Consider the following 13,148-nt stretch of genomic DNA (forward strand, 5'->3'; position numbering starts at 1 on the left):
GCAGTGATCGCCCTCTCCCTCGCCGAGATCGCCGAAATCGTCGGCGGGCAGCCGCACGACATACCGGATCCGGCCGTCCAGGTCACCGGGCCCGTCGTGATCGACTCCCGCGAGGTGCGGCCCGGCAGCCTCTTCGCCGCCTTCGCGGGTGAGCGTGTCGACGGCCACGACTACGCCGAGCGGGCCGTCGCGGCGGGCGCCGTCGCCGTGCTCGCGGCCCGCCCCGTCGGCGTGCCCGCGCTCGTCGTGCCGGACGTCCAGGCAGCGCTCGGGGCCCTCGCCCGGGCGGTGGTCGAACGCCTCGGCACCGATGTCGTCGCCCTCACCGGCTCGGCCGGCAAGACCTCCACCAAGGACCTGATCGCCCAGGTCCTGGACCGCCACGCGCCCACCGTGTGGACGCCCGGCTCCCTCAACAACGAGATCGGCCTGCCGCTGACCGCGCTCAGGGCCGACGTCGGCACCCGGCACCTCGTCCTGGAGATGGGAGCGCGCGGAATCGGCCATATCCGCTACCTCACCGGCCTCACCCCGCCGCGCATCGGGCTCGTCCTCAACGTGGGCTCCGCGCACATCGGCGAGTTCGGCGGACGCGAGCAGATCGCCGAGGCCAAGGGCGAGCTGGTCGAGTCCCTGCCGACCGCCGAGGACGGCGGCATCGCCGTACTGAACGCCGACGACCCCCTCGTACGCGCCATGGCCAAGCGGACCGCGGCGCGCGTCGTCCTGTTCGGAGAGGCGGACGAAGCGGCCGTACGTGCCGAGAATGTCCGGCTCACAGAGAACGGACAGCCCTCTTTCAGGCTTCACACACCCACCGGGTGCAGCGACGTGACCTTGCGCCTGTACGGTGAGCACCACGTGTCGAACGCGCTCGCCGCGGCCGCCGTCGCCCATGAGCTGGGCATGCCCGTGGAGGAGATCGCCACCGCGCTCTCCGAGGCGGGCACCCTGTCGCGCTGGCGCATGGAGGTCACCGAGCGTCCGGACGGCGTGACGATCGTCAACGACGCCTACAACGCGAACCCCGAGTCCATGCGAGCCGCCCTGCGCGCGCTCGCGGCCATGGGCAGGCCCGCACAGGCCAGGGGGTGTCGTACGTGGGCGGTGCTCGGCAAGATGGCCGAGCTCGGAGACGAGTCGCTCGCCGAGCACGACGCGGTCGGACGGCTCGCCGTCCGGCTCAACGTCAGCAAGCTCGTCGCGGTCGGGGACAGGGAAGCGTCCTGGCTGCAACTGGGCGCCTATAACGAGGGTTCGTGGGGTGAGGAGTCGGTGCACGTGTCCGACGCGCAGGCGGCGGTCGACCTGTTGCGCAGTGAGCTGCGACCGGGGGACATCGTCCTGGTGAAGGCTTCCAGGTCGGTCGGTCTGGAGCGGGTCGCCCTGGCACTGCTCGAGGGCTCCGAGGGTGAGGTCGCCGGCCGATGAGGCAGATCCTCTTCGCGGGGGCCATCGGGCTCTTCCTGACCCTGATCGGCACCCCGCTGCTCATCAAGCTGCTCGCCCGCAAGGGATACGGACAGTTCATCCGCGACGACGGCCCGCGCGGCCACGCCGGGAAGAAGGGCACGCCCACCATGGGCGGTATCTCCTTCATCCTGGCCACCCTCATCGCGTACGCCCTGGCCAAGGTCATCACCGGCGAGGACCCGACGTACTCGGGCGTGCTGGTGCTGTTCCTCATGGCCGGCATGGGCCTGGTGGGCTTCCTCGACGACTACATCAAGATCGTCAAGCAGCGTTCGCTCGGTCTGCGGGCCAAGGCGAAGATGGCCGGTCAGCTGATCGTCGGCATCGCCTTCGCCGTGCTCTCGCTGCAGTTCGCCGACCTGCGCGGCAACACCCCGGCCTCCACGAAGCTCTCCTTCATCGCCGACTTCGGCTGGGCCATCGGCCCGGTGCTGTTCGTGGTCTGGGCGCTCTTCATGATCCTGGCCATGTCCAACGGCGTGAACCTGACGGACGGTCTGGACGGTCTGGCCACCGGCGCGTCGGTGATGGTCTTCGGCGCCTACACCTTCATCGGGCTCTGGCAGTTCCAGGAGTCGTGCGCCAACGCCATGACCCTGACCAACCCCAACGCCTGCTTCGAGGTACGCGATCCGCTCGACCTCGCGGTCGTCGCCTCCGCGCTGATGGGCGCCTGCTTCGGCTTCCTGTGGTGGAACACCTCGCCCGCCAAGATCTTCATGGGTGACACCGGCTCGCTGGCCCTCGGCGGCGCGCTGGCCGGTCTCGCCATCTGCTCCCGCACGGAGCTGCTGCTCGCCCTCCTCGGCGGCCTCTTCGTGATGATCACGATGTCCGTGGTCATCCAGGTCGGCTCGTTCAAGATGACGGGCAAGCGCGTCTTCCGGATGGCGCCCCTCCAGCACCACTTCGAACTCAAGGGGTGGTCCGAGGTCCTGGTCGTCGTCCGCTTCTGGATCATCCAGGGCATCTACGTGATCGTGGGCCTGGGCATCTTCTACGCGGGATGGGCGTCCGAAAAGTGAGCGAGCTGGACTGGCAGGGCAAGCACGTCACCGTCGCCGGGCTCGGCGTGAGCGGCATCCCCGCCGCGCGCGTCCTGCACGGCCTCGGAGCGGTCGTCACGGTCGTCAACGACGGCGACGACGAGCGCTCCCGGGCCCAGGCGGCCGAGCTGGAGGCGGAGGGCATCACCGTCCGCCTCGGCGACGGGGCCACCCTGCCGCCCGGCACCGAACTGATCGTCACCGCGCCGGGCTGGCAGCCCGACAAGCCCCTCTTCCAGGCCGCCCGGGCGGCCGGTGTGGAGATCTGGGGCGACGTCGAGCTGGCCTGGCGGCTGCGCGGCCCGGACGCGGCCCCGTGGCTCGCGGTCACCGGCACCAACGGCAAGACCACGACGGTGCGGATGCTCGCCTCCATCCTGGAGGCGGCCGGTCTGCGCACCGCCGCCGTCGGCAACATCGGTGTCTCGCTGCTCGACGCCGTCCTCGGCGAGGAGCGCTACGACGTGCTCGCCGTGGAGCTCTCCAGCTACCAGCTGCACTGGGCGCCCTCGCTGCGCGCCCACTCGGCCGCCGTGCTCAACCTGGCGCCCGACCACCTCGACTGGCACGGCTCCATGGAGGCGTACGCCGCCGACAAGGGCCGTGTCTACGAGGGCAATCGGATCGCCTGCGTCTACAACGTGGCCGACAAGGTCACCGAGGACCTGGTCCGGGAGGCCGACGTCGAGGAGGGCTGCCGGGCCATCGGCTTCACCCTCGGCACCCCCGGCCCCTCGCAGCTCGGAGTCGTCGAGGGCATCCTCGTCGACCGGGCCTTCGTCGAGAACCGGCAGAAGAACGCCCAGGAGCTGGCCGAGGTCTCCGACGTCCAGCCGCCGGCCCCGCACAACATCGCCAACGCGCTCGCCGCGGCCGCCCTCGCCCGCGCCTACGGTGTCGAGCCGAAGGCCGTACGGGACGGGCTGCGGGCCTTCCGGCCCGATCCGCACCGCATCGAACTGGTCGAGGAGATCCAGGGAGTCGTCTACGTCGACGACTCCAAGGCCACCAACACCCACGCCGCGGAAGCCTCGTTGGCGGCCTACGACCCGATCGTCTGGATCGCCGGCGGCCTCGCCAAGGGCGCGACCTTCGACGAGCTCGTGACGAACTCCGCGAAGCGGCTGCGCGGGGTCGTCCTGATCGGCCAGGACCGGGAGCTGATCCGCGAAGCCCTGGCGCGACACGCCCCGGAGGTCCCGGTGGTGGACCTCGACCGGACCGACACTGGGGCGATGTCCGCGGCGGTCCAGGAGGCGGCCGCGCTCGCCCGGCCGGGGGACACGGTCCTGCTGGCCCCCGCCTGTGCGTCGATGGACATGTTCGCCAATTACAACAAGCGGGGCGAGGCCTTCGCGGACGCCGTCCGCGCCCTCGCCGCCACCGGGCGCGCCTGACCTGACCAGCCAACAGGTCCGGCGCAGCCGGGCACGACTGGAGGGGACAGCGACCATGCCGAGCAGAACCGCCGGGCCGCGGAAGGCCGCCGCCGTTCGCGGCGGCCGCGCCCCCGCGGCGCCGAGGACCCGGCGCGCGGGGGGAGTGCGCGGGCTCTACGAGCGGGCCCGCCGGGCCTGGGACCGGCCGCTCACGGCGTACTACGTGATCGTCGGCGCGGGGCTGCTCATCACCGCGCTCGGCCTGGTGATGGTCTACTCCGCCTCGATGATCACGGCGCTCCGCTACGACCTGGTGCCCTCGTACTTCTTCCGCAAGCAGTTCTTCGCGGCGCTGCTGGGTGCCGGGCTGCTCTTCGTGGCATCCCGGATGCCGGTGCGGCTGCACCGGGCGCTGGCCTACCCGATCCTGGTCGGGGCGATCTTCCTGATGATCCTCGTGCAGGTGCCCGGGATAGGAGTCTCGGTCGGCGGCAACCAGAACTGGATCTCACTGGGCGGACCGTTCATGCTCCAGCCCAGCGAGTTCGGCAAGCTGGCGCTGATCCTGTGGGGGGCCGATCTGCTGGCCCGCAAACAGGACATGAGGCTGCTGACCCAGTGGAAGCACATGCTGGTGCCGCTGGTGCCCGGAACGTTTCTGCTGCTCGGTCTCATCATGCTGGGCGGTGACATGGGCACGGCGATCATTCTCACGGCGATCCTGTTCGGCCTGCTGTGGACCGCCGGCGCCCCCACCCGGCTCTTTGTGGGCGTGCTCGGCGTCGCCGGCGCGATCGGCATGCTGCTGATCAAGACCAGCCCGCACCGGATGGAGCGGCTGGGCTGCATCGGCGCGAGCGACCCCGGCGGCGCGGGCGACCCCTGCTGGCAGGCCGCGCACGGAATCTACGCGCTGGCCTCCGGCGGATGGTTCGGTTCCGGACTCGGGGCAAGTGTGGAAAAATGGGGCCAACTCCCCGAAGCCCACACCGACTTCATCTTCGCCGTCACCGGGGAGGAACTGGGTCTGGCGGGGACGCTGTCGGTGCTGGCCCTGTTCGCGGCTCTAGGCTATGCGGGTATCCGCGTGGCCGGAGGCACGGAGGACCCCTTCGTCAGGTTTGCCGCGGGAGGCGTGACCACCTGGATCACGGCGCAGGCCGTGATCAACATCGGTGCGGTGCTCGGTCTGCTGCCGATCGCCGGAGTCCCGCTCCCGTTGTTCTCCTACGGGGGGTCGGCCCTGCTGCCGACCATGTTCGCCGTCGGGCTCCTGATCGCCTTCGCGCGACAGGAACCCGCCGCGAAAGCGGCCCTGGCCATGCGCCGCCCCGGGTGGGGCAAGCGGGCCGGGGGGAGATGGAAGTCGATGCGACGGCGCGTCAAGAAGCGTCCGTCCGGAGAGCGGTGAATTTCGGTGCATGTCGTACTCGCCGGCGGAGGTACCGCCGGTCACATCGAGCCCGCGCTCGCCCTCGCGGACGCCCTGCGCAGGCAGGACCCCTCCGTGGGGATCACGGCGCTGGGCACGGAGAAGGGCCTGGAGACCCGGCTGGTCCCCGAGCGGGGCTACGAGCTGGCGCTCATCCCCGCCGTGCCGCTGCCCCGCAAGCCCACGCCCGAGCTGATCACCGTCCCCGGACGGCTGCGCGGCACCATCAAGGCCGCCGAGCAGGTCCTGGAACGCACCAAGGCGGACTGCGTGGTGGGCTTCGGCGGTTACGTGGCGCTGCCCGGCTACCTCGCCGCCAAGCGGCTCGGTGTGCCGATCGTGGTCCACGAGGCCAACGCCCGGCCCGGTCTCGCCAACAAGATCGGCTCGCGCTACGCGGCCGGGGTCGCCGTCGCCACCCCGGACTCCAAGCTGCGCAACGCCCGTTACATCGGCATCCCGCTGCGGCACACCATCGCCACCCTGGACCGCGCCCGCATGCGCCCCGAGGCGCGCGCCGCGTTCGGCCTCGACCCGAACCTGCCGACCCTGCTGGTCTCCGGCGGCTCCCAGGGCGCGCGCCGGCTCAACGAGGTCGTGCAGCAGATCGCCCCGGTGCTCCAGCGCTCCGGCATCCAGATCCTGCACGCGGTCGGCCCGAAGAACGAAATGCCGCGTGTCGACAACATGCCCGGAATGCCGCCGTACGTGCCGGTACCGTACGTGGACCGGATGGATCTCGCGTACGCCGCCGCCGACATGATGCTCTGCCGCGCGGGCGCGATGACCGTCGCCGAACTCTCCGCCGTCGGACTCCCGGCCGCCTACGTCCCGCTGCCCATCGGCAACGGCGAACAGCGGCTCAACGCCCAGCCGGTGGTGAAGGCCGGCGGTGGACTCCTCGTCGACGACGCGGAACTGTCGCCGCAGTGGGTGCAGGCCAACGTCCTGCCCGTACTGGCCGATCCGCACCGCCTGTACGAGATGTCCCGCGCCGCCTCCGAGTTCGGCCGCCGGGACGCCGACGACCTGCTCGTCGGCATGGTGTACGAGGCGATCGCCGCCCGCCGTCAGGCGTAGCGGCGCCGACGGGCAGGAGACGCCACTGTGGCAGCCGGACCGGCGACCCAGCAGAAGAGCGGAGCGAGCAGGTCCGAGGGCTCCCCGCAGCGGCCGTCCCGACCGGGCACCCGGAACCTCCGGGTGCCCGGCCCGCGTGCGCTCCTGATCGCCCTCGCCGCTTTTGTTCTCGTGGCCGGCGGCGTCTGGGCGCTCTACGGCTCCGGCTGGTTCCGGGTGGAGCAGGTCACCACCTCCGGCACCCGGGTGCTCACCCCGGCCGAGGTCGAGCGGGTGGCCGCCGTGCCCGTCGGCGCGCCGCTCGTGTCCGTCGACACCGACGCCATCGAGGCCCGGCTGCGGGAGCGGCTGCCGCGGATCGCGGACGTGGACGTCGTCCGCTCCTGGCCGCACGGAATCGGGCTGAAAGTGACGGAACGTCGGCCCGTCCTGCTCATCGAAAAGGGCGGAAAGTTCGACGAAGTGGACTCCGGCGCCGTCCGGTTCGCCACCGTGCCGACCCCGCCCGCCGGGGTGCCCCGGCTCGTCCTCGACGTCGCCGCCTCACCGAGCCTGCGCCGCTTCGACGGGGAGCGGCTGCTGCGGGCGGCGGTAGGCGTGACGGGCGAACTCCCGGAGAAAATCGCCCAGGACGTCCGTGTCGTCCGGATCATGTCCTTCGACTCCATCACTCTGGAGCTCGACGAGGGCCGCACCGTCTTCTGGGGCAGCGGCGAGGACGGGCCCGTGAAGGCCCGGGTTCTCACCGCGCTCATGAAGGCGACTCCCAAAGCGGGGCACTTCGATGTAAGTGCCCCCACCGCGCCCGCTTCGTCGGGAAGTTGACGCTCATCGGCCCTGGCCAGGACCCTGGTTGGCCAGCGCTACGGGTGATCACATAGGGTGAAAAGAAAAACGGGAGGTTCGGCGTGTTCGTTGAACGTGCGCCACTTGTCGACTTAGTGTCCTGTTCGGAAGAGTCCAGCGAACAGAGACACTGGTAACCCTAAACTTCAACGTTAGGGTTTGGGTCGGCGTTCGGACCGTCCCAATCGGCATCCGTCGTCGCGGCGCGCTTACCACCGCGAAGCGGCGACACGTAACTCGAGGCGAGAGGCCTTCGACGTGGCAGCACCGCAGAACTACCTCGCAGTCATCAAGGTCATCGGTGTCGGCGGCGGTGGTGTCAATGCCATCAACCGAATGATCGAGGTCGGTCTCAAGGGCGTCGAGTTCATCGCCATCAACACCGACGCGCAGGCGTTGTTGATGAGCGACGCCGACGTCAAGCTCGACGTCGGTCGTGAACTCACCCGTGGCCTCGGGGCCGGGGCGAACCCGGCCGTCGGTCGCAAGGCGGCAGAGGACCACCGTGAGGAGATCGAGGAGGTCCTCAAGGGGGCCGACATGGTCTTCGTCACCGCAGGCGAAGGCGGCGGCACCGGCACCGGCGGCGCACCCGTCGTCGCCAACATCGCGCGCTCGCTCGGCGCCCTCACGATCGGTGTGGTCACCCGGCCGTTCACCTTCGAGGGCCGTCGTCGCGCGAACCAGGCGGAGGACGGCATCGCCGAGCTCCGCGAAGAGGTCGACACCCTCATCGTCATCCCCAACGACCGGCTGCTGTCGATCTCGGACCGCCAGGTCTCCGTGCTCGACGCCTTCAAGTCGGCCGACCAGGTGCTCCTCAGCGGTGTCCAGGGCATCACCGACCTCATCACCACCCCGGGTCTGATCAACCTCGACTTCGCCGACGTGAAGTCGGTCATGTCCGAGGCCGGTTCGGCCCTCATGGGCATCGGCTCCGCCCGCGGCGACGACCGCGCGGTGGCCGCCGCCGAGATGGCGATCTCCTCGCCGCTCCTCGAGGCGTCCATCGACGGCGCCCGCGGCGTGCTGCTGTCCATCTCCGGCGGGAGCGACCTCGGTCTCTTCGAGATCAACGAGGCCGCCCAGCTGGTGAGCGAGGCGGCGCACCCCGAGGCGAACATCATCTTCGGCGCGGTCATCGACGACGCCCTCGGCGACGAGGTCCGGGTCACCGTCATCGCGGCCGGATTCGACGGCGGCCAGCCGCCCGCCCGGCGCGACAACATCATCGGCTCGGCCTCCGCCAAGCGCGAGGAGCCCGCCCCGGCGCCCCGCGCCACCGAGGCCTCCCGCCCGCTCGGCGGACTCGGCACGGTGACCCCGCGCGAGGAGCCGGCGCCGGCCGAGCCCGCGCCGGCGGCCGTCAGCGAGAGCGCGCTGCCGCCCGTCGCCCCGCCGGTGGTCCCGCCGGCCCGCCCGTACCCGGACACCCAGGCCGAAGAGCTGGATGTCCCGGACTTCTTGAAGTGATAGGGCAGCGTTACGACACGAGCGGCGCCCACTTCGCCTTCACCGACCGGTGGGGCGGAGTGAGCGCCGTTCCGTACGAGGAGCTCAACCTCGGCGGTGCCGTCGGCGACGACCCCGAGGCCGTGCGGAGCAACCGGGGGCGCGCCGCCGAGGCGCTCGGGCTCGACCCGGCGCGGGTGGTCTGGATGAACCAGGTGCACGGCGCCGACGTCGCCGAGGTCGAAGGGCCCTGGGGGGCCGGGGCGGTCCCGTCCGTCGACGCGATCGTCACCGCCCGCCGGGGGCTCGCCCTCGCGGTGCTCACCGCGGACTGCGTCCCGGTCCTGCTCGCCGACCCCGTCGCCGGGGTCGTCGGCGCCGCCCACGCCGGGCGGCCCGGGATGGTCGCCGGGGTCGTCCCGGCGGCCGTGGCGCGGATGACCGAACTCGGCGCCCGCCCCGAGCGGATCGTCGCCCGCACCGGCCCCGCCGTCTGCGGGCGCTGCTACGAGGTCCCGGAGGCGATGCGCGCCGAGGTGGCGGCGGTCGAACCGGCCGCGTACGCCGAGACCTCGTGGGGCACGCCCGCCGTGGACGTCACCGCGGGCGTGCTGGCCCAGCTCGCGCGGCTCGGCGTCACCGACGTCGAGGCGAGCGGGGCCTGCACCCTGGAGTCCGCCGACCACTACTCGTACCGCCGCGATCGCACCACCGGGCGACTCGCGGGATATGTCTGGTTGATCTGAGAAGAGATATGACGGACCGCAAGTCGGAACTCGCCGCGAACCTCGCCCAGGTGGAGGAGCGCATCGCCGCCGCGTGCGCCGCCGCCGGGCGGAAGCGGGAGGACGTGACCCTCGTCGTGGTCACCAAGACCTACCCCGCGAGCGACGTACGACTCCTTCACGAACTCGGCGTGCGTCACGTGGCGGAGAACCGGGACCAGGATGCGGCGCCCAAGGCCGAGGCCTGCGCGGATCTCGACCTGAGCTGGCACTTCGTGGGCCAGTTGCAGACGAACAAGGTCCGATCCGTGGTGGGTTATGCCGATGTGGTGCAGTCCGTCGACCGTTTGAAGCTCGTTTCCTCTCTTTCCACGGCCGCGGAGAACCAAGGGCGCGAGCTCGGCTGTCTGATCCAGGTGGCCCTCGACGCCGAGTCCGGCCACCGGGGCGAGCGCGGCGGGGTGGCGCCCGACGGGATCGAGGAGTTGGCGGCGGCCGTCGACGCCGCCCCCGGACTGCGGCTCGGCGGACTGATGACCGTCGCGCCCCTGGCCGGTCCGTACGCGGGCCGGCAACAGGCCGCCTTCGAGCGCCTGATGGATTTGTCGACTGCCCTGCGCGCGACCCGTCCGGCTGCGAACATGGTGTCAGCTGGGATGAGCGCGGACCTCGAGGAGGCCGTCGCGGCCGGAGCGACACACGTGCGCATCGGTACGGCGGTGCTCGGCGTCCGCCCGAAGCTCGGGTAACGTCGCGAAGCAAGTCGGACCACAGCAGAAAATATGGTCATTCCGCCGAGGGGCGGACGGACCCGTGGATCGCGGGCACTTGGTGACACTGCGACATTCGGTAAGGGCGATCCACCACAGAGCGGAGGATGCAGAGAATGGCCGGCGCGATGCGCAAGATGGCGGTCTACCTCGGCCTCGTGGAGGACGATGGTTACGACGGCCGGGGATTCGATCCCGACGACGACTTCGAACCCGAGCTGGAGCCGGAGCCGGAGCGTGACCGGCGCCACCACCAGCCTCCTCGCCAGCTGGAGCGGGAGGAACCGGTGCGTGTGGTGGCCCCGCCCGCACCCCGTGAGCCCGTGTCCCATTCTGTCCCGGTACCCGCCGAGAGTGGACGTCCGGCCCGAATTGCCCCCGTGGCATCCATCACACCCGAACGTCCCAGCCTGGAGAAGAACGCACCCGTGATCATGCCCAAGGTCGTGTCCGAGCGGGAGCCGTACCGCATCACCACGCTGCACCCGCGGACCTACAACGAGGCCCGTACCATCGGGGAACACTTCCGTGAGGGGACCCCGGTGATCATGAACCTCACGGAGATGGACGACACCGATGCAAAGCGACTTGTCGACTTTGCCGCCGGACTCGTCTTCGGGCTCCATGGCAGCATTGAGCGCGTGACGCAGAAGGTGTTCCTGTTGTCGCCTGCTAACGTCGATGTCACGGCGGAGGACAAGGCCCGGATCGCAGAGGGCGGATTCTTCAACCAGAGCTGAGAACACGAGACCGAGTACGGCCCGGCCGCAGAGGGCGGCCGGACAAGTGAGAGCAAGAGAGTCAGGGGAGAGGGAAGCGCGGGATGGGCGTCGCTTTGCAGGTGATCTACATCGCGCTGATGTGCTTCCTGGTCTTTCTGATCTTCCGGCTGGTCATGGACTATGTCTTCCAGTTCGCCCGTTCATGGCAACCCGGTAAGGCGATGGTGGTCGTACTGGAGGCCACCTACACTGTCACCGATCCACCGCTCAAGCTTCTTCGGCGGCTCATCCCGCCGTTGCGTCTCGGGGGCGTGGCACTCGACCTGTCCTTCTTCGTTCTGATGATCGTCGTTTACATCCTGATCTCCATCGTGAGCAACTTCGCGAGGTGATGGTGGAGGTGAATGTGGACGATACGGTCTTGCCGACTGCCGACGACTACGTAGAGGTGAAGAAGAGATGCCGCTGACCCCCGAGGACGTGCGGAACAAGCAGTTCACGACCGTCCGCCTTCGAGAAGGCTATGACGAGGACGAGGTCGATGCCTTCCTCGACGAGGTCGAAGGCGAACTGACCCGACTGCTCCGCGAGAACGAGGACCTGCGCGCCAAGCTGGCCGCCGCGACCCGTGCCGCCGCGCAGAACCAGCAGCAGGGCATGCGCAAGCCGCCGGAGCAGCAGGACCGTCCTGTCGGTCCCGGCGCTCCCGTGCCCGCCGCCATATCCGGACCGCCGGCTCAGCAGCAGCCCCCGCAGATGGGCCCGCCGCAGCTGCCGTCCGGTGCCCCCGCGCTTCCCGCCGGCCCGATGCAGGGTGGCCCCATGCAGGGCGGCCCCATGGGTCCCGGCCCGATGCAGGGCGGCCCGATGGGTCCCGGTCCGATGCAGGGCGGCCCCATGGGTCACCCGCAGCAGCAGATGCAGCAGATGCAGCCGGCCCAGGGCCCGGGTGGCGACAGCGCCGCGCGTGTCCTCTCGCTGGCCCAGCAGACCGCCGACCAGGCGATCGCGGAGGCCCGTTCCGAGGCCAACAAGATCGTCGGCGAGGCGCGCTCGCGCGCCGAGGGCCTGGAGCGGGACGCCCGCGCCAAGGCCGACGCCCTGGAGCGGGACGCGCAGGAGAAGCACCGCGTCGCGATGGGCTCCCTGGAGTCCGCCCGCGCCACCCTCGAGCGCAAGGTCGAGGACCTGCGGGGCTTCGAGCGTGAGTACCGGACCCGCCTGAAGTCGTACCTGGAGTCGCAGCTGCGTCAGCTGGAGACCCAGGCCGACGACTCGCTGGCCCCGCCGCGCACCCCGGCGACCGCGTCCCTGCCGCCGTCCCCGTCGATGGCCCCGGCCGGCGCCGGCGCCCCGTCCTTCGGTGGCAACGGCCCGATGGGCGGTGCCCCGTCCTACGGCGGCCAGCAGCAGATGTCCCCGGCGATGACCCAGCCGATGGCTCCGGTCCGCCCGCAGGCTCCCCAGCCGATGCAGCAGGCGCCCGCGCCGATGCGTGGCTTCCTGATCGACGAGGACGACAACTGACGGCCCCGCGGCTCTAGCCGTCGTCGGCAGTCTCAAAGGGCCGGGCCCTGGGAATCTCCCAGGGCCCGGCCCTTTGCGTTGCCGTCGAGCCCTCGTGCCCGGCTGCGCCCGCCTCGCGCCCGGGAGCACGTCGCGGCACCCTGGGCCGCCCCCTTGCCGGCGCCGATGCCACCGCCTGCGGTGGTGGGCCGTCGTGACGCGGGTCATGAGGGCGCGGCAGGGTGGTGGTGGGGGCCGGTGCGGAGGGGCGGACGCGCCGCCCATGGCGCGGTCCCGTGTGCCCACCCGTCCCGCCCCAGCGGGACGATTGCCCACACGGAGCGGGGGAGGCCCTCGCGGAATGGGGAGAGGCCCTCAGGTGAGAGGCCGGGATGGGGTGGGGCGAGGCCGGGGGTGGGGCGAGGCCCGGGCGGAGGGGGAGGCTGCCTGGGGTGATCGCACAGCGGGTGAGGTCCGGCCGAAGGGGGAGGCACGGGCGGCGTGCGGCGAGGCCAGGGCGGGAGGGTGGGGCCCGGACGAAGGGGGAGGCCGCCGGGGGTGACCGCACGGCGGGTGGGGTCCGCACGGTGGGTGAGGTCCGGGTGGGGCGGCCACAGGCGACAGGGAGGGCGGAGGGCGCAGGCGGCGGGTGGGAGCCTGGCGGGCAGGCGATGGCCCGCACGGAAGGGCGGAAGGCCGCGGCCCGGGGGTGGGCGC

12 protein-coding genes are annotated in these 13,148 nt (G+C 71.2%); all 12 read left to right on the plus strand.

Going from position 1 to position 13,148, the window contains the following annotated elements:
* The first annotated feature begins 3 nt into the window (after positions 1-3).
* The 12 genes from murF (at position 4) to ACIRQF_RS24625 (ending at position 12,452) form a co-directional block, all read left to right on the plus strand.
* Positions 4-1,431 (plus strand): UDP-N-acetylmuramoyl-tripeptide--D-alanyl-D-alanine ligase, encoded by a 1,428-nt coding sequence (gene murF, locus ACIRQF_RS24570; RefSeq protein WP_376629371.1) that lies wholly within the window; start codon positions 4-6, stop codon positions 1,429-1,431.
* Positions 1,428-2,498, plus strand: a complete 1,071-nt coding sequence (mraY, locus tag ACIRQF_RS24575) for a phospho-N-acetylmuramoyl-pentapeptide-transferase (protein ID WP_376629373.1) — start codon at positions 1,428-1,430, stop codon at positions 2,496-2,498. Before murF ends, mraY begins: the two co-directional genes overlap by 4 nt.
* Entirely contained in the window at positions 2,480-3,916 is a 1,437-nt protein-coding gene (gene murD / locus ACIRQF_RS24580; protein ID WP_403523459.1) for a UDP-N-acetylmuramoyl-L-alanine--D-glutamate ligase, read from the plus strand. The genes mraY and murD overlap by 19 nt, the downstream gene beginning before the upstream one ends.
* A gap of 55 nt (positions 3,917-3,971) precedes the next feature.
* A complete protein-coding gene (ftsW, locus tag ACIRQF_RS24585; RefSeq protein ID WP_382485632.1) occupies positions 3,972-5,309 on the plus strand; it encodes a putative lipid II flippase FtsW in 1,338 nt (445 codons plus the stop codon).
* Between the two features lie 6 nt (positions 5,310-5,315).
* Positions 5,316-6,410 (plus strand): undecaprenyldiphospho-muramoylpentapeptide beta-N-acetylglucosaminyltransferase, encoded by a 1,095-nt coding sequence (murG, locus tag ACIRQF_RS24590; RefSeq protein ID WP_376629379.1) that lies wholly within the window; start codon positions 5,316-5,318, stop codon positions 6,408-6,410.
* Positions 6,411-6,437: 27 nt separating this feature from the next.
* Positions 6,438-7,235: a cell division protein FtsQ/DivIB gene (locus tag ACIRQF_RS24595; protein ID WP_376629381.1), complete on the plus strand. Its 798-nt coding sequence runs from the start codon at positions 6,438-6,440 to the stop codon at positions 7,233-7,235.
* Between the two features lie 279 nt (positions 7,236-7,514).
* On the plus strand, positions 7,515-8,729 hold the full coding sequence (gene ftsZ, locus ACIRQF_RS24600; protein WP_376629383.1) for a cell division protein FtsZ: 1,215 nt from the start codon (positions 7,515-7,517) through the stop codon (positions 8,727-8,729).
* Positions 8,726-9,454: a peptidoglycan editing factor PgeF gene (gene pgeF, locus ACIRQF_RS24605; protein WP_404095046.1), complete on the plus strand. Its 729-nt coding sequence runs from the start codon at positions 8,726-8,728 to the stop codon at positions 9,452-9,454. The genes ftsZ and pgeF overlap by 4 nt, the downstream gene beginning before the upstream one ends.
* Before the next feature lie 8 nt (positions 9,455-9,462).
* A complete protein-coding gene (locus ACIRQF_RS24610) occupies positions 9,463-10,182 on the plus strand; it encodes a YggS family pyridoxal phosphate-dependent enzyme (RefSeq protein ID WP_404095049.1) in 720 nt (239 codons plus the stop codon).
* 137 nt (positions 10,183-10,319) lie between these two features.
* Positions 10,320-10,943, plus strand: coding sequence for a cell division protein SepF (locus ACIRQF_RS24615; protein WP_376629389.1), 624 nt, complete (start codon positions 10,320-10,322; stop codon positions 10,941-10,943).
* A gap of 83 nt (positions 10,944-11,026) precedes the next feature.
* Positions 11,027-11,317, plus strand: a complete 291-nt coding sequence (locus ACIRQF_RS24620) for a YggT family protein (protein ID WP_376629391.1) — start codon at positions 11,027-11,029, stop codon at positions 11,315-11,317.
* Positions 11,318-11,384: 67 nt separating this feature from the next.
* Positions 11,385-12,452: a DivIVA domain-containing protein gene (locus tag ACIRQF_RS24625; protein ID WP_376629393.1), complete on the plus strand. Its 1,068-nt coding sequence runs from the start codon at positions 11,385-11,387 to the stop codon at positions 12,450-12,452.
* Positions 12,453-13,148: the final 696 nt, after the last annotated feature.

It is taken from the genome of Streptomyces sp. NPDC101191, assembly GCF_044767915.1.
GTDB lineage: Bacteria > Actinomycetota > Actinomycetes > Streptomycetales > Streptomycetaceae > Streptomyces.

Excerpts from the sequence above, each read along its gene's own strand:
- mraY (WP_376629373.1), top strand. The coding sequence starts at position 1,428 with ATGAGGCAGATCCTCTTCGCGGGGGCCATCGGGCTCTTCCTGACCCTG.
- murD (WP_403523459.1), top strand. The coding sequence starts at position 2,480 with ATGGGCGTCCGAAAAGTGAGCGAGCTGGACTGGCAGGGCAAGCACGTC.
- ftsW (WP_382485632.1), top strand. The coding sequence starts at position 3,972 with ATGCCGAGCAGAACCGCCGGGCCGCGGAAGGCCGCCGCCGTTCGCGGC.
- ACIRQF_RS24610 (WP_404095049.1), top strand. The coding sequence starts at position 9,463 with ATGACGGACCGCAAGTCGGAACTCGCCGCGAACCTCGCCCAGGTGGAG.
- ACIRQF_RS24615 (WP_376629389.1), top strand. The coding sequence starts at position 10,320 with ATGGCCGGCGCGATGCGCAAGATGGCGGTCTACCTCGGCCTCGTGGAG.
- ACIRQF_RS24620 (WP_376629391.1), top strand. The coding sequence starts at position 11,027 with ATGGGCGTCGCTTTGCAGGTGATCTACATCGCGCTGATGTGCTTCCTG.
- ACIRQF_RS24625 (WP_376629393.1), top strand. The coding sequence starts at position 11,385 with ATGCCGCTGACCCCCGAGGACGTGCGGAACAAGCAGTTCACGACCGTC.